Source organism: Pseudomonas fungipugnans (assembly GCF_029955235.1).
Classification (GTDB): domain Bacteria; phylum Pseudomonadota; class Gammaproteobacteria; order Pseudomonadales; family Pseudomonadaceae; genus Aquipseudomonas; species Aquipseudomonas fungipugnans.
Genome location: NZ_JARBWL010000002.1, coordinates 1,734,977 through 1,749,674 on the forward strand (window position 1 = coordinate 1,734,977; position 14,698 = coordinate 1,749,674).

The 14,698-nt window shown below is 61.0% G+C and carries 14 protein-coding genes; 9 read left to right on the forward strand and 5 right to left on the reverse strand.

Annotated features, from left to right (window positions below):
* Positions 1–49 precede the first annotated feature (49 nt).
* Positions 50–415, reverse strand: coding sequence for a YkgJ family cysteine cluster protein (locus POF45_RS22835; RefSeq protein WP_259500174.1), 366 nt, complete (start codon positions 413–415; stop codon positions 50–52).
* Positions 416–788: 373 nt separating this feature from the next.
* On the opposite strand from POF45_RS22835, the gene POF45_RS22840 reads away from it, so the two are divergent.
* Positions 789–2,138: a spinster family MFS transporter gene (locus tag POF45_RS22840; RefSeq protein WP_282316824.1), complete on the forward strand. Its 1,350-nt coding sequence runs from the start codon at positions 789–791 to the stop codon at positions 2,136–2,138.
* A gap of 177 nt (positions 2,139–2,315) precedes the next feature.
* Here the strand turns inward: POF45_RS22840 and rapA are convergent, their stop codons facing one another.
* Positions 2,316–5,162: an RNA polymerase-associated protein RapA gene (gene rapA / locus POF45_RS22845; protein WP_282316825.1), complete on the reverse strand. Its 2,847-nt coding sequence runs from the start codon at positions 5,160–5,162 to the stop codon at positions 2,316–2,318.
* A gap of 219 nt (positions 5,163–5,381) precedes the next feature.
* On the opposite strand from rapA, the gene POF45_RS22850 reads away from it, so the two are divergent.
* From POF45_RS22850 to ccoM, 3 genes are all read left to right on the forward strand, one after another.
* The gene (locus tag POF45_RS22850; RefSeq protein WP_259500179.1) at positions 5,382–5,723 is read left to right on the forward strand and encodes an aspartate-semialdehyde dehydrogenase; all 342 of its coding nucleotides are present in this window, start codon (positions 5,382–5,384) and stop codon (positions 5,721–5,723) included.
* 72 nt (positions 5,724–5,795) lie between these two features.
* A complete protein-coding gene (locus POF45_RS22855) occupies positions 5,796–5,957 on the forward strand; it encodes a hypothetical protein (protein WP_007935839.1) in 162 nt (53 codons plus the stop codon).
* Positions 5,958–6,101: 144 nt separating this feature from the next.
* Positions 6,102–6,218 carry a cytochrome c oxidase subunit CcoM gene (gene ccoM, locus POF45_RS22860; protein WP_015634423.1) on the forward strand — a complete coding sequence of 39 codons (117 nt, stop codon included), beginning with the start codon at positions 6,102–6,104 and terminating at the stop codon, positions 6,216–6,218.
* A 178-nt stretch (positions 6,219–6,396) separates the two neighbouring features.
* Here the strand turns inward: ccoM and POF45_RS22865 are convergent, their stop codons facing one another.
* The 3 genes from POF45_RS22865 to POF45_RS22875 all read right to left on the reverse strand — a co-directional run bounded on the left by POF45_RS22865 (position 6,397) and on the right by POF45_RS22875 (position 8,708).
* Positions 6,397–7,869: an inorganic phosphate transporter gene (locus POF45_RS22865; protein WP_259500184.1), complete on the reverse strand. Its 1,473-nt coding sequence runs from the start codon at positions 7,867–7,869 to the stop codon at positions 6,397–6,399.
* A gap of 376 nt (positions 7,870–8,245) precedes the next feature.
* Positions 8,246–8,446, reverse strand: a complete 201-nt coding sequence (locus POF45_RS22870) for a hypothetical protein (RefSeq protein WP_007935837.1) — start codon at positions 8,444–8,446, stop codon at positions 8,246–8,248.
* A gap of 4 nt (positions 8,447–8,450) precedes the next feature.
* Positions 8,451–8,708 (reverse strand): hypothetical protein, encoded by a 258-nt coding sequence (locus POF45_RS22875; RefSeq protein ID WP_259500190.1) that lies wholly within the window; start codon positions 8,706–8,708, stop codon positions 8,451–8,453.
* Between the two features lie 396 nt (positions 8,709–9,104).
* On the opposite strand from POF45_RS22875, the gene pcaR reads away from it, so the two are divergent.
* From pcaR to pcaF, 5 genes are all read left to right on the forward strand, one after another.
* Positions 9,105–9,947 (forward strand): pca regulon transcriptional regulator PcaR, encoded by an 843-nt coding sequence (pcaR, locus tag POF45_RS22880; protein WP_259500192.1) that lies wholly within the window; start codon positions 9,105–9,107, stop codon positions 9,945–9,947.
* A gap of 257 nt (positions 9,948–10,204) precedes the next feature.
* Positions 10,205–11,551, forward strand: a complete 1,347-nt coding sequence (pcaK, locus tag POF45_RS22885; protein WP_282316826.1) for a 4-hydroxybenzoate transporter PcaK — start codon at positions 10,205–10,207, stop codon at positions 11,549–11,551.
* Positions 11,552–11,820: 269 nt separating this feature from the next.
* Complete coding sequence (locus POF45_RS22890) at positions 11,821–12,678, forward strand: CoA transferase subunit A (RefSeq protein WP_259500197.1); 858 nt, start codon at positions 11,821–11,823, stop codon at positions 12,676–12,678.
* Positions 12,678–13,457, forward strand: coding sequence for a CoA-transferase subunit beta (locus tag POF45_RS22895; protein ID WP_282316827.1), 780 nt, complete (start codon positions 12,678–12,680; stop codon positions 13,455–13,457). The genes POF45_RS22890 and POF45_RS22895 overlap by 1 nt, the downstream gene beginning before the upstream one ends.
* Positions 13,454–14,659, forward strand: a complete 1,206-nt coding sequence (pcaF, locus tag POF45_RS22900) for a 3-oxoadipyl-CoA thiolase (protein WP_282317456.1) — start codon at positions 13,454–13,456, stop codon at positions 14,657–14,659. The genes POF45_RS22895 and pcaF overlap by 4 nt, the downstream gene beginning before the upstream one ends.
* The last annotated feature ends 39 nt before the right edge of the window (positions 14,660–14,698 follow it).

A 14,698-nucleotide genomic window follows, 5' to 3' on the forward strand; every position in this document is an offset into this window, starting at 1 on the left:
TTGGTGCCAATGATTTTGAAATTAGTCTGATAGCCGTTTGCGCTAAGGCTCAGGCGCTTTGTTCGTAAGGCATGTCGAAGGCTGGTTCCAGTGGTGGCAACCCGAACGCCGCTCGGGCTGCATCGCAATCGACGTTGGCTTCGCCATGCTCCCAGGATGCTTCGAACTCCCGGCAAGTGCTGGAGCGTTGCGCGTAGATCGAGCATTGCACGGTGCTGCCCACTTCACCTTTCAGGCTGATGCACCGGGTGGGCTTGCAGTCGGTGCCGAGCATCGCCACGCGGCTGGGACTGATGGAGGCGACCAGCTCATCGGGCACCGTTCCCCCGGAAGAGGCGCATTCACCCCAGAAAAAAGACACGCGAAAATGAGAACAGCAGGCACCGCAATTCAGACACGGACTGGCTTCGGACATGGGCGATTATCTAAGGGGTGGGGACGCAGGGAGGGGGCTGGGAAGGTCGCTATTCTAGGCTTCGCAACGGCGTTGGGAAGGGGGGGCTGAAGGTATTTTTCAACGCTTGGTCGGACGGCACAACATCACTGCAAGTCCCCTGTGGGAGCGAGCTTGCTCGCGATGACGGAGTGTCAGCCAACGAATAGGGCGACTGTTACGCCGCCATCGCGAGCAAGCTCGCTCCCACAGGGTTTTGTGGTGTCCGGAGGCCGGCGAGGGCGCCATGGTCTGCTATCAAACTGGCGAATGATCACAGACAGCTTTTGCACAGCTGACTAGATTGCAGACTCCGGGGGCAGTGACGCCTCATAACAATAAAAGAGACGGACCCATGCAGAACTCGACCCAAGCGGCGAATGCCTGGCGCATTCTGTTCCTGTTGTTCCTGGCCAATCTGTTCAACTTCTTCGACCGCACCATCCCCGCGATCATCATCGAGCCGATCCGCCATGAATGGCAGCTCAGCGATTTTCAGCTGGGCATCATCGGCACCGCGTTCACCCTGGTTTATGCCATCGCCGGACTGCCGTTGGGGCGGCTGGCCGACACCGGTTCGCGCAGCAAACTCATGGGTTGGGGCCTGGCGGTGTGGAGCGGGCTGACGGCGGTCAACGGGTTGGTGGGCAGTTTCTGGGGTTTTCTGATCGTACGCATGGGCATCGGTATCGGCGAAGCCAGTTACGCACCGGCGGCCAACTCGCTGATCGGCGACCTGTTCCCGGCTCATCGTCGGGGGCGGGCGATGGGAATTTTCATGCTGGGTTTGCCGCTGGGGCTGTTGTTGGCGTTCTTCACCATCGGCGCCATGGTCAAGGCCTTCGACAGCTGGCGCGCTCCGTTCTTTATCGCTGCGGTGCCGGGGCTGATCCTGGCTATTTTCATGTTCTTCATCAAGGAACCGAAACGCGGCGCTGCCGAGAGTGTGTGCGTGTCCCAGGAGCGCGTGGGCCGGCCGATCCGCCGGGTGTTGGCCGTGCCGACTTTCTTGTGGCTGGTGCTGGCAGGGCTCTGTTTCAACTTCGCCACCTACGCCTGCAACTCGTTTCTGGTGCCGATGCTGCAGCGCTATTTTCTGATGCCGTTGCAGGAAGCCGCCGTGGCAACCGGGGTGATTGTCGGCATCACCGGCTTGTTCGGCCTGACCCTCGGCGGCTGGGTCGCCGACAAGATTCACCTGCGAGTGGCCAATGGGCGTCTGCTGTTTGCCGCGTTCAGCCTGATCATCTCGACGGTGTGCACCGCTTGGGCGCTGCACGCCGGGCGGATCGAAATTGGCGTGTTCGTTGCGCTGTTCAGTGTAGGCTGGTTGTTTGCCTACAACTTCTATACCTGTGTGTACACGGCCATCCAGGACGTGGTCGAACCACGCCTGCGGGCCACGGCCATGGCGCTGTTTTTTGCCGGGTTGTATTTGCTGGGTGGTGGATTGGGACCGGTGGTGGTGGGCGGTTTGTCCGATCATTTTGCCCAGATGGCGATGTCGCAGGCGGGCGCCGGGCAGATGACCGAGGCGTTCAAGGCGGTCGGATTGCATGACGCGATGTACCTGATCCCGGTGGCGCTGTTTTTCACCATGGTGTTTCTGTTTTTGGCGGCGCGGTGTTTTGTACGCGATGCGAAGCGGATGAAAGCGGGGTTGGTGGCTGAGGTTGAGCCAGAAGTTTCTGTGGCAACTGCCTGATCGCGAAGAGGCAATCCGTTGCCCCGCAAAAAAACAGGCCTACCACATTTGGAGTGCGTTCCCTGTGGGAGCGGGCTTGCCCGCGAAGAGGCCGTCAGCAACGGCACAAAAAATGAAGTGAATAAAAAAGGCCCGCATCGCTGCGGGCCTTCTTTTATAGCGGTGCAGCAGAGGGGATTAACCCGCCACCAGCACCCGAATCGCTTCCAGTCGCAGTGCAGCCTTGTCGAGCATGGCCAGACCTTGCTCGCGCTGGTTGCGCAGGGCCACCAGTTCGCTGTCGCGCACGGTCGGGTTGACCGCTTGCAACGCGGTCAGGCGCGCCAGTTCTTCGTCGGTATCGGCTGCCAGGCGGCGTTTCGCCTCGGCCACACGCTCGGCGTGACGCGGGGTGATTTTCTCTTCGCCAGCGTTGATCCGTGGCGTCAGCTGGTCGCGCTGGGCCTGGATGAACTTGTTGGCGCTGGCGCGTGGCACGCTTTCCAACTGGTCGTTCAGGGTCTCGAACGAGACGCGGCCCGACAAGTCGTTGCCGTTGGCATCGAGCAGGCAGCGCAACGCCGCCGGCGGCAGGTAACGGCCCAGTTGCAGCGAGCGCGGGGCAACCACTTCGCTGACGTAGAGCAGTTCCAGCAACACGGTACCGGGTTTCAGCGCCTTGTTCTTGATCAGCGCCACGGCGGTGTTGCCCATCGAGCCGGACAGCACCAGGTCCATGCCGCCCTGCACCATCGGGTGTTCCCAGGTGATGAACTGCATGTCTTCGCGAGACAGCGCCTGGTTGCGGTCGTAGGTGATGGTCACGCCTTCGTCGTCACCCAGCGGGAAGCTGGCGTCGAGCATTTTTTCGCTCGGCTTGAGGATCAGGGCGTTTTCCGAATGGTCTTCGCTGTCGATCCCGAAGGCGTCGAACAGGGTTTCCATGTAGATCGGCAGCGCGAACTGATCGTCTTGCTCAAGGATGTCCTCGACCAGTTGATCACCTTCGCCGGCGCCGCCGGAGTTGAGTTCCAGCAGGCGGTCGCGGCCAGTGTGCAGCTCGGCTTCCAGGCGCTCACGCTCGGCGCGGGCCTCATCGATCAGCGCTTGCCACTCGCCGTCGTCGGCGTTTTCCAGCAGCGGCAGCAGCCGAGGGCCGAATTGATGCTGCAGGGCGTTGCCGGTCGGGCAGGTATTGAGGAAGGCGTTCAGCGCTTCGTGATACCACTGGAACAGGCGCTCTTGCGGGCTGGTTTCCAGGTACGGTACGTGCACTTCGATGATGTGCTTCTGGCCGATTCGGTCCAGGCGACCGATGCGCTGTTCCAGCAGGTCCGGGTGCGACGGCAGATCGAACAGCACCAGATGGTGCGAGAACTGGAAGTTGCGGCCTTCACTGCCGATTTCCGAGCAGATCAGCACTTGTGCGCCAAACTCTTCGTCGGCGAAGTAGGCGGCGGCGCGGTCACGTTCGAGGATGTTCATGCCCTCGTGGAACACCGTGGCCGGAATGCCGGAGCGCACGCGCAGGGCGTCTTCCAGGTCCATGGCGGTTTCGGCGTGGGCGCAGATCACCAGCACTTTGGTGCGTTTGAGCATTTTCAGCTGATCGATCAGCCACTCGACGCGCGGGTCGAATCTCCACCAGCGCTCTTCTTCGTTGGCGTCCGGCTGGGCCTGGAAGCTGACTTCCGGGTACAGCTCGGCGTGATCGGCCAACGGCAATTCGAGGTACTCGTCGGGGCAGGGCAGCGGGTACGGGTGCAGCTTGCGCTCCGGGAAACCCTGCACGGCGGCGCGGGTATTACGGAACAGCACGCGGCCGGTGCCGTGGCGGTCCAGCAGCTCGCGCACCAGACGGGCGCTGGCTTCGGCGTCGCCATCGTTGACGGCGGTCAGCAGTGCTTCGCCTTCGTTGCCAAGGAAACCCTGAATGGTCTTGTGCGCCGCCGGGGACAGGCGGCCCTTGTCCAGCAGCTCCTGCACGGCTTCGGCCACCGGGCGATAGTTTTCGCTCTCGGCGCGGAAGGCGGCCAGGTCATGGAAACGGTTCGGGTCGAGCAGGCGCAGACGGGCAAAGTGGCTGTCCTGGCCCAGTTGTTCCGGGGTGGCGGTCAGCAGCAACACGCCGGGAATGACTTCGGCCAGTTGCTCAACCAGCGAGTATTCCGGGCTGGCCTTGTCTTCGTGCCACACCAGGTGGTGGGCCTCGTCGACGACCAACAAGTCCCAGCCTGCGGCGAACAGTGCGTCCTGGGCCTTCTCGTCGTCCACCAGCCATTCCAGAGCCACCAGCGCGAGCTGGGTGTCTTCGAACGGGTTGGCGGCATCGCTTTCAATGAAGCGTTCTTCGTCGAACAGCGCGACCTGCAGGTTGAAGCGGCGGCGCATTTCCACCAGCCACTGGTGTTGCAGGTTTTCCGGCACCAGGATCAGCACACGGTTGGCGCGACCGGAGAGCAGTTGGCGATGGATCACCAGACCGGCTTCGATGGTTTTACCCAGGCCTACCTCGTCCGCCAGCAGAACCCGTGGCGCGATACGGTCGGCGACTTCACGGGCGATGTGCAGTTGGTGCGCGATCGGCTGTGCACGCACGCCGCCCAGGCCCCAGAGTGCGGACTGCAGCTGACGGCTGGTGTGTTCCAGGGTGTGATAACGCAGGGAGAACCAGGCCAGCGGGTCGATCTGGCCGGCGAACAGACGGTCGCTGGCCAGACGGAACTGAATGAAGTTCGACAGCTGGGTTTCCGGCAGGGTGACCACTTCGTTTTGCGCGTTGAGGCCGTGGTAGACCAGCAGGCCATCGACGTCGTCGACTTCCTGTACGGTCAGTTTCCAGCCTTCGAAGTGAGTGATCGAATCACCCGGGGAGAACCGCACGCGTGTGAGGGGCGCATTCCGTAGCGCGTACTGGCGAGTGTCGCCAGTGGCCGGGTAGAGCACGGTCAACAAGCGGCCGTCCTGTGCCAGAACGGTGCCTAAACCCAGCTCGGCTTCGCTGTCACTGATCCAGCGTTGCCCCGGTTGATACTGCTGCGCCATGCTGCCTGACTCCCACCTTGAAAAAGCGGGCTATCTTAACGGAATGAGGGCTTGAGGGCCAAAGGACTCTCATAAAAACTCACACTCTTGCGTCAGTCCCAGGATCGATGGCATGCGGGCCAGGGCACCAATGACTGCCAACCAGGTCACAAGTTTGCGACCAATGGCTCAAGTCGCCACCGGCGCAGCCGACAGCCTGCTGACAGGAGACCCATAATCATGCTGCCACCGATGCTCCCCTTGAGCGCCGTGCCGATCACCTCCCAGCAGGATCCGGTGCGTCCGCGCCCGGACATTGCCCCGGTAGTACCGGTGCAGGAAAGCTCCAACGAAAGCACCATCGATTTGCAGAATCGCGATCCGGAAGCGGCGGGCCTGCAACTGCGTGAAGAGCAACGCCGCCAGCAAGAGCGTCAGCGCCGTCGGCGTGAAGCCGATGACGACCCCGAAGCGCACTTGGCGATACCCGGTGACGAACTCAATGCCGACAACACCGTGCCAGTGGCGCCGTTGATAGAAGATGAGCCGCGTCAGGGGCTGTGGGTCGATATCCAGATTTAAGCGGGCGGCTGGTCAGCACTGCCTTCACCCTGCATTATTAGCGCATCCCTGCCACGCGATGCCCTGCACACCATGAGCCAAGACGACAAACTGATCGACCTCAACAGCGAACGCGCCAAGCGGGTTCACGACCTCAATGAAAAGCGCCTGAATGAAGTGCGTCAGGCGTTCGAGCAGGCGATGCCGTTGGGTAAAGCCAAGAAAAAGCCGAAAAACAAACCGAAAAAGCGTTGAAGCACCCTGCATCGGTTGATGCAGGTCAGTTTTTCACCCTCCTTTACGCCCTGTCGTGGGTGCCATTGATCCCGGTCAATTTTCTCTCCTGCCTGATTGGTTAACTTAGCCCCATCGCAACAGGGCAAGTGCAGGAGGCCAGTCATGTTTTTCGATAACGTGGTGATCGCCGGAGTGCTGACAGTCGGCCTCATGGTTCTGTTTTTCGCAGGGTTTGGATTTTTTATCTGGAAGGACGCAAACAAGCGGAAAAAACCGTAGTTCCTTCCGAGTAATGAGCACGCAAGGCATTTTGGGCAACTTCGGTTGCCCTTTTTTTGCCTGCAGAAATCTGACTGCCAGCACGAATCCCACAGTGGTTCTACGGTGTTTGGAAGAAGGCAGGCAATAAAAAAGGCGCGACTCTTGCGAGGCGCGCCTTTTTCGTTGCAGCGACGTATCAGCTAAGCGCTTTCGACGCCAGCCAGAACAAGCCGGCCGACAGGCCCACCGTAGCCGGCAGGGTCAGGACCCAGGCCAGCAGGATGGTTTTCACCGTGCCGCCTTGCAGGCCGCTTTTGTTGGCGACCATGGTCCCGGCCACGCCCGAGGACAGGACGTGGGTGGTGGACACCGGCAGGCTGAAGATGTTGGCCAGGCCGATCATGCACGCAGTAGTGATCTGCGCCGACATGCCCTGTGCGTAGGTCATGCCTTGCTTGCCGATCTTCTCGCCGATGGTCAGCACCACGCGTTTCCAGCCGACCATGGTGCCAAGGCCCAGGGCCAGGGCGACCGCCAGAATTACCCAGAACGGGGCGTATTCGGTGGTGGTGGTCAGGTCTTTGCGCAGCTTGTCCAGGTCAGCCTTTTCACGGGCGTCGAGGCCAGGCAGCTTGCCGACTTTTCTCGCGGTGTCATCCAGGCAGAGCAGGTAGCGACGCACTTCGATGCGGCTGTCGGACGTCAGCGAGTGATAGTCCGCAACACCTTTAAGGGTACCGAGCAGGGCGGTGATGGTCGGTTCGGTCTGTTGCGGATTGCAACGGAATTTCTCCGGCAGATCGCCTTCCACGCTTTTGCCCAGCGCCAGGTATTCACCCAGGGTGTCGGCGTTGCGCTTGTAGAACTGGCTCAAGTGCAGGGTCGCGTCACGGGTGCGTTCGATCTGGTAAGTGGTGCTGCTCAGGTCGAGAACGAACTGTGCCGGCACGATGCCGATCAACACCAGCATGATCAGGCCGATGCCTTTCTGGCCATCGTTGGAACCGTGGACGAAGCTCACGGCCATGGCCGAAATCACCAGTACCAGGCGATTCCAGAACGGCGGGTGCTTCTTGTCATCGAGCTTGCGGCGCTGGTCCGGCGTCTTGTGCATCTTGGACAGCGGACGCCACCATTTAAGGCCGACCAACACCAGCGCGGCAACAATGAAGCCTGCCATCGGCGAGAACACCAGGGAGGCGCCGATATCGATCGCCTTCTGCCAGTTCACGCCATCGGCCAACGGAATGTCGTTGATCAAGGCGTTGGCCAGGCCCACGCCGAGGATCGAGCCGATCAGCGTATGGGAGCTGGAGGCGGGGATACCGAAGTACCAGGTGCCGAGGTTCCAGGTGATGGCGGCGGCGAGCAACGAGAACACCATGGCCAGTCCGTGTCCGGTGTTCACATTGATCAGCAGCTCTACCGGCAGCAGGTGGACGATGGCATACGCCACGCCCACACCGCCCAGCAGCACGCCGAGAAAGTTGAACACACCGGAAAAGAACACCGCCAGATGAGGCGGCATGGCTTTGGTGTAGATAACAGTGGCCACCGCGTTTGCAGTGTCATGAAAGCCGTTGATGAACTCGAAGGCGAGGACAAAGGCCAGGGCGAGCAAGAGGCTCACAAGCACCCAAGCATCCAGTCCGCTGAATAAATCGATCATGAAGGTTTTCTGACCCGGTCATAAGGGGGCGCGATTATGCCAGAAAAGACTGCCGATCAATGCACTAGCTGCTCATCGGTAACATTCTTCAACGAATTAATTTGCCACGAGCCCCTAAGCCCCAGGCTTTTACTGGGTTTTGCAACCAATTGAATTTAAAAGAAAAATACTGAGGAGCAAGCGATTGTGTCGAGGTTGTGAACACCTCAAACGCTTGTGTGAAATATCTGAGAAGCGAGTCAGACATGCGCCATTTGCCTCATTCGGTGGCTGAGGTGGCTGCTGCCCGCTCATAGCGGGCGCGAAAGGCATGGTCGATGCACCGCGCTTTTAACGGATGCAGACGTAGACCCTTGAAGGATTCAGGCCGCGGCGGTCAAGGCTCTTCGGCTTTGAGTTCCTTTTCCATCTTCTGCAGTTCCTGGGTGAAGGCCTGGTCCTGAACGGTGGCGCGTTTACGCCAGGGCTTGCGTTCCGGTTCGGGCTGAGCGGCGTAGGTGGTGACTTCCCCGCCGTAAACTTCCTTGTAGCGTTGTTCCTGGCGCTCAAGTTCCGCGCGCAGTTCGTCTTTCGTCACAGTGCTACCTGTTTGAGTTGAGATAAATTCTGGTGAAACGCGCTGCATCGAGTTTATTGACCGCACTCGTCGAAAGGACAATACCTGGCAGGCATTGGCCTTTGAATGATTGGGCAATCAACACTTCCATGTTGCAGGCGGCCACGGCACCAGAGAAAACAGCTGACGCAGCATCAGGTTCTTGTTCCAGCAAGCGCGTTGGCAAGGCATTTGAGATGAGCGCCGGGCGCTGGCTGCTGACAATGGCGATGGAACATCGCATTGCCGGGTAGCGCGTTCGGCAAGTAAGAAACCGACACGTCGCTGAGATGTATTATAGCGGCCGATCCGAAGAACACTATCACTGAGGAGTTAAAAGTGCTGCTGCGTGTGTGATGTTTTTGTTACCCGCAACTTTTTAACGGTCGTTAACCCATGTTTGGACGGCACGGTGCAGTGTTTTGTTTCTGGCGCCATTAAGTCGAACAAGTTATTGCTGCTACTTCTCAGTTGAAGGTTGCTGCAAGCGCCGATGCGTCATTGAGCCTGGCCCAGGGCGAGCGATTGCGATTATCGGTCTGTGGTTCGATAATCGCCCAATCTTGATGCGCCCCGGCTTGTACAGGAGCGTGCGAGCCGCTTGTAATAGCCGTTGATCCGTCTAGGAAAAGGACCTGATATGAACGATCAAATGCGCAACTCCTTCGCCTCAGTGGCGCCACCGATCGTTGCGTCACCGGCCAAACGGATTCAGGCCCTGACCGGCGACCCGGATTTCATGACGTCCCTGGCCCGTGGCCTGGCAGTGGTGCAAGCGTTCCAGGAACGCAAACGGCACCTGACCATCGCCCAGATCAGCCATCGCACGGAAATTCCCCGCGCGGCTGTGCGCCGTTGCCTGCACACCCTGATCAAGCTCGGCTACGCCACCACCGACGGGCGCACGTATTCGCTGCTGCCCAAAGTCCTGACGCTGGGCCATGCCTACCTGTCGTCCACGCCACTGGCGGTGTCGGCCCAGCCGTATCTGGACCGCATGAGTGAGCAACTGCATGAAGCCTGCAACATGGCCACGCTGGAAGGCGATGACATCCTTTATATAGCCCGCTCGGCCACCACCCAGCGCCTGATCTCGGTTGATCTGTCGGTCGGTGGGCGACTGCCGGCCTATTGCACCTCGATGGGCCGGATTCTGCTGGCGGCGCTGGATGACACCTCTTTGCGCGAGTACCTCGACCACGCGGAGTTTCAAGCCAAGACCAGCCGTACGTTGCACACCCCCGAAACGTTGCTTGAATGCCTGCAAGAGGTACGGCAGCAAGGCTGGTGCATCGTTGATCAGGAGTTGGAGCAGGGCCTGCGGTCGATTGCCGTTCCGGTGTATGACGCTTCCGGGCAAGTGGTGGCGGCACTCAATGTCAGCACCCATGCCGGGCGCGTCAGCCGCAGCGAACTTGAGCAGCGTTTCCTGCCCGGGCTGCTGAGCGCCAGTCGCGACCTCAGCGCGCAGTTGTTCGCCTGATCGATACGTAAATGTGGCGAGGGAGCTTGCTCCCGCTGGACGGTGCAGCAGGCCCGGTTTTCTGGGGAACAGGGGACGCTGCGCGACCCAGCGGGAGCAAGCTCCCTCGCCACAGGTCTAGCTGTGTGCATTGAAGACGTTCGATAAACGCACACAGTTGCGTTTGTCGAATTGACGCACTTTCCCCCGGCTTATTAATGTCGCGCCAGCGTCATCCGGCGCTCTCCGACTGCGTTCTTGCGTGGAATATAAAAATAATGAACCAGCCTCAGTCTGCTGTAGGGAACTGCCTTGATGTGCAGTCCTTTATCAATGCCCAACCCATCTCACGCTACCAGTGGCGAGTGGTGATCCTGTGTTTCCTGATTGTCTTTCTCGACGGCCTCGACACCGCTGCCATGGGTTTTATCGCCCCGGCGCTGTCCCAGGATTGGGGCATCGACCGCGCCAGCCTCGGCCCGGTGATGAGCGCCGCGCTGATCGGCATGGTCTTCGGCGCACTGGGCTCCGGCCCGCTGGCTGACCGCTTCGGGCGAAAAGTCGTACTGGTCGGGGCGGTGCTGTTGTTCGGTGCCTTCAGCCTGGCTTCGGCCTACAGCAGCAACGTCGAACAGCTGCTGGTGCTGCGCTTCCTCACCGGTCTGGGCCTGGGCGCCGGCATGCCCAACGCCACCACGCTGCTGTCGGAATACACCCCGGAGCGCAACAAGTCGCTGCTGGTGACCAGCATGTTCTGTGGCTTCAACCTGGGCATGGCCGGTGGCGGGTTTATCTCGGCCAAGCTGATCCCGGCATTCGGCTGGCACAGCCTGCTGATGATCGGCGGGATCCTGCCGCTGATACTTGCGGTGGTGTTGCTGTTCTGGCTGCCGGAATCGGCGCGCTACCTTGTCGTGCGGAACCGTGGCACCGACAAAGTGCGCAAGGCCCTGGCGCCCATTGACCCGGCAGTGGTGGCGCAGGCATCGAGCTTCAGTGTGCCGGAACAGAAGACCGTCAAGGCCCGCAACGTCTTCGCCGTGATTTTCTCCGGCACCTACAGCACCGGCACGCTGCTGCTGTGGCTGACCTATTTCATGGGGCTGGTGATCGTTTACCTGTTGACCAGCTGGCTGCCGACGCTGATGCGCGACAGCGGAGCGAGCATGGAGCAGGCGGCGTTCATCGGCGCGTTGTTCCAGTTCGGCGGGGTATTGAGCGCGGTCGGTGTGGGCTGGGCCATGGACCGCTTCAATCCGCACAAGGTGATCGGTATTTTCTACCTGTTGGCGGGAGTGTTTGCCTACGCCGTCGGGCAGAGCCTGGGCAACATCACGTTGCTGGCGACCCTGGTGTTGGTGGCAGGGATGTGCGTCAACGGTGCGCAATCGGCGATGCCGTCGCTGGCGGCAAGGTTTTATCCGACACAAGGGCGGGCGACGGGCGTGTCGTGGATGCTCGGGATTGGCCGCTTCGGCGCGATTCTCGGGGCCTGGATGGGGGCAACGTTGCTGGGGCTTGGCTGGAATTTCGAGCAGGTGCTGACGGCGCTGGTGATCCCGGCGGCGCTGGCGACAACGGCGGTGGTGATCAAGGGCATGGTCAGTCATGCGGATGCGACCTGAGGGACTGATCCAATATTTTTGCTGCATCTGATGGCCTCTTCGCGAGCAGGCTCGCTCCCACAGGGAGAAGCGACCAACTGTGGAAGCGAGCTTGCTCGCGAAGCTTTTGATCTGGATCGATAGGAAGACAACAATCTGTTCGATAACCGAACACTCACTCGATTATCGGATTGTTTGGCTTTTTCCCCAGGCTTAATCTTCAGTGACTCCGGCGCAGTCCAGGCGCCCCTTCTTCCACTGTCGGTTCATCTCAAACGGGAGCCTGCTCCATGGCTGAAATCCTTTCGCTGCATGACGCGGTGAAGCAGTTCGTCAACGACGGCGACACCGTCGCGCTCGAAGGCTTCACCCACCTGATTCCGACGGCGGCGGGTCATGAAATCATTCGTCAGGGCAAGAAAGACCTGACCTTGGTACGGATGACACCTGACCTGATCTACGACCAGTTGATCGGTGCCGGTTGTGCTCGCAAGCTGATTTTTTCCTGGGGCGGCAATCCCGGTGTTGGCTCTCTGCATCGCCTGCGCGACGCGGTCGAGAAGCACTGGCCCCATGCCCTGGAAATCGAAGAACACAGCCACGCCGACCTGGCCAACGCCTACGTCGCCGGTGCTTCCGGCCTGCCGTTCGCGGTGCTGCGTGCCTACGCCGGCTCCGACCTGCCGAAGGTCAATCCGCTGATCAAGACCGTGACGTGCCCCTTCACCGGCGAAGTGCTGGCCGCTGTACCCTCGGTGCGTCCGGACATCACTGTGATCCATGCGCAGAAAGCCGATCGCAAGGGCAATGTGCTGCTGTGGGGCATTCTTGGCGTGCAGAAAGAAGCCGCGTTGGCGGCCAAGCGCTGCATCGTCACCGTCGAAGAAATCGTCGACGACCTCAATGCTCCGATGAATGCCTGCGTGCTGCCGACCTGGGCCCTGAGCGCGGTGTGCCATGTGCCCGGCGGCGCGCATCCGTCCTACGCTCACGGCTACACCGAACGCGACAACCGTTTCTATCAGGCCTGGGATCCGATTGCCCGTGATCGCGAGACATTCACCGCGTGGATCAACGAGTACATCCACGGCTGCGCTGACTTCAGCGAGTTCCAGGCCAAGCTGGCCGCTGCTTCGGAGACCAGGTAATGACTTACACCACCAACGAAATGATGACCGTGGCCGCCGCCCGCCGTTTGAAAAACGGCTCGGTGTGTTTTGTCGGCATCGGCTTGCCCTCCAAAGCGGCCAACCTGGCGCGACTGACGTCTTCGCCGGACGTGGTGCTGATCTACGAATCGGGCCCGATTGGCGCCAAGCCGAGCGTACTGCCGTTGTCGATTGGTGATGGCGAGCTGGCGGAAACCGCTGACACCGTCGTGCCGACCGGTGAGATTTTTCGCTACTGGTTGCAGGGTGGACGCATCGACGTCGGTTTTCTCGGCGCGGCGCAGGTCGACCGCTTCGGCAACATCAACACCACGGTGGTCGGCGATTACCATCAGCCGAAAGTCCGCCTGCCCGGTGCCGGTGGCGCGCCGGAGATTGCCGGTTCGGCCAAGAGCGTGTTGATCATCCTTAAACAGTCGGCGCGTTCGTTTGTGGAAAAACTCGATTTCATCACCTCGGTCGGCCACGGCGAGGGCGGTGATTCGCGCAAACGTCTGGGGCTGCCGGGCGCCGGTCCGGTCGGCATCATCACCGACCTGTGCATCATGGAGCCGGAAGCCGGCAGCCACGAATTTGTGGTCACCGCGCTGCATCCGGGCGTGACCCGCGAGCAAGTGATCGCGGCGACGGGGTGGACGGTCCGTTTTGCAGGCACGGTTGAAAACACGGCCGCGCCCACCGATATCGAACTGACCGCGCTGCGCGATCTCGAAGTGCGCACCGCCGCCGCCCACGGCCAAGCACCGGGAGAAGCCTGATGCGTGACGTTTATATCTGCGACGCGATCCGTACGCCCATCGGCCGCTTTGGCGGCGGACTGTCGACTGTGCGTGCCGACGATCTGGCCGCCGTGCCGATCAGGGCGCTGATGGAACGCAATCCATCGGTGGACTGGAGCGCGGTGGATGAGGTGTTCCTCGGCTGCGCCAACCAGGCCGGCGAAGACAACCGCAACGTGGCGCGCATGGCCTTGCTGCTGGCGGGCCTGCCGCAAACCATTCCCGGCGTCACCCTCAATCGCCTCTGCGCGTCGGGCATGGATGCCATCGGCACCGCGTTTCGCGCCATCGCCAGTGGCGAGATGGAGCTGGCGATTGCCGGCGGCGTCGAGTCGATGTCTCGCGCACCGTTCGTGATGGGCAAGGCCGACGCGGCTTTTTCGCGCAGCATGAAACTGGAAGACACCACCATCGGCTGGCGCTTTATCAACCCGTTGATGAAAGTGCAGTATGGCGTCGATGCGATGCCGCAAACCGCCGACAACGTCGCCGACGACTACGGGGTATCGCGCGCCGATCAGGACGCCTTCGCCCTGCGCAGTCAGCAGCGCACGGCTGCCGCGCAAGCCGCAGGATTTTTCGCCGAGGAAATTGTTGAGGTGCGCATTGCCCACAAGAAAGGCGAAAGCGTCGTCTGCCAGGATGAACATCCTCGCGCCGATACCACACTGGAAACCCTGGCCAGATTGAAGCCGGTCAATGGCCCCGACAAGACCGTCACTGCCGGCAACGCTTCCGGTGTGAACGACGGCGCGGCGGCGCTGATCCTGGCATCCGCCGAAGCGGTGAAGAAACACGGCTTGACCGCCCGCGCCCGGGTACTCGGCATGGCCAGCGCTGGCGTCGCGCCACGGCTCATGGGCATCGGCCCGGTGCCGGCGGTGCGCAAACTCATCGAGCGTCTTGGTATGGCGATCAGCGATTTCGACGTGATCGAACTCAATGAAGCCTTTGCCAGCCAGGGCCTGGCGGTGCTGCGTGAGCTGGGGTTGGCGGACGATGCACCGCAGGTCAACCCGAACGGTGGCGCCATTGCCTTGGGCCATCCGTTGGGCATGAGCGGTGCGCGTCTGGTGCTGACCGCGTTGCATCAGCTGGAAAAGACGGGCGGCAAAAAAGCGCTGGCGACCCTGTGTGTCGGTGTCGGCCAGGGCCTGGCGTTGGCCATCGAGCGCGTCTGACACAGACCGCGACGACTAACAAGAACTGAGGAACGATTC

Bases quoted from the DNA above. Each gene is read 5' to 3' on its own strand.
- POF45_RS22865 (WP_259500184.1), bottom strand. From the start codon at position 7,869: ATGATCGATTTATTCAGCGGACTGGATGCTTGGGTGCTTGTGAGCCTC.
- POF45_RS22835 (WP_259500174.1), bottom strand. From the start codon at position 415: ATGTCCGAAGCCAGTCCGTGTCTGAATTGCGGTGCCTGCTGTTCTCAT.
- pcaR (WP_259500192.1), top strand. From the start codon at position 9,105: ATGAACGATCAAATGCGCAACTCCTTCGCCTCAGTGGCGCCACCGATC.
- POF45_RS22895 (WP_282316827.1), top strand. From the start codon at position 12,678: ATGACTTACACCACCAACGAAATGATGACCGTGGCCGCCGCCCGCCGT.
- POF45_RS22850 (WP_259500179.1), top strand. From the start codon at position 5,382: ATGCTGCCACCGATGCTCCCCTTGAGCGCCGTGCCGATCACCTCCCAG.
- POF45_RS22890 (WP_259500197.1), top strand. From the start codon at position 11,821: ATGGCTGAAATCCTTTCGCTGCATGACGCGGTGAAGCAGTTCGTCAAC.
- pcaK (WP_282316826.1), top strand. From the start codon at position 10,205: ATGAACCAGCCTCAGTCTGCTGTAGGGAACTGCCTTGATGTGCAGTCC.
- POF45_RS22875 (WP_259500190.1), bottom strand. From the start codon at position 8,708: ATGCGATGTTCCATCGCCATTGTCAGCAGCCAGCGCCCGGCGCTCATC.
- ccoM (WP_015634423.1), top strand. From the start codon at position 6,102: ATGTTTTTCGATAACGTGGTGATCGCCGGAGTGCTGACAGTCGGCCTC.
- rapA (WP_282316825.1), bottom strand. From the start codon at position 5,162: ATGGCGCAGCAGTATCAACCGGGGCAACGCTGGATCAGTGACAGCGAA.
- POF45_RS22855 (WP_007935839.1), top strand. From the start codon at position 5,796: ATGAGCCAAGACGACAAACTGATCGACCTCAACAGCGAACGCGCCAAG.
- POF45_RS22840 (WP_282316824.1), top strand. From the start codon at position 789: ATGCAGAACTCGACCCAAGCGGCGAATGCCTGGCGCATTCTGTTCCTG.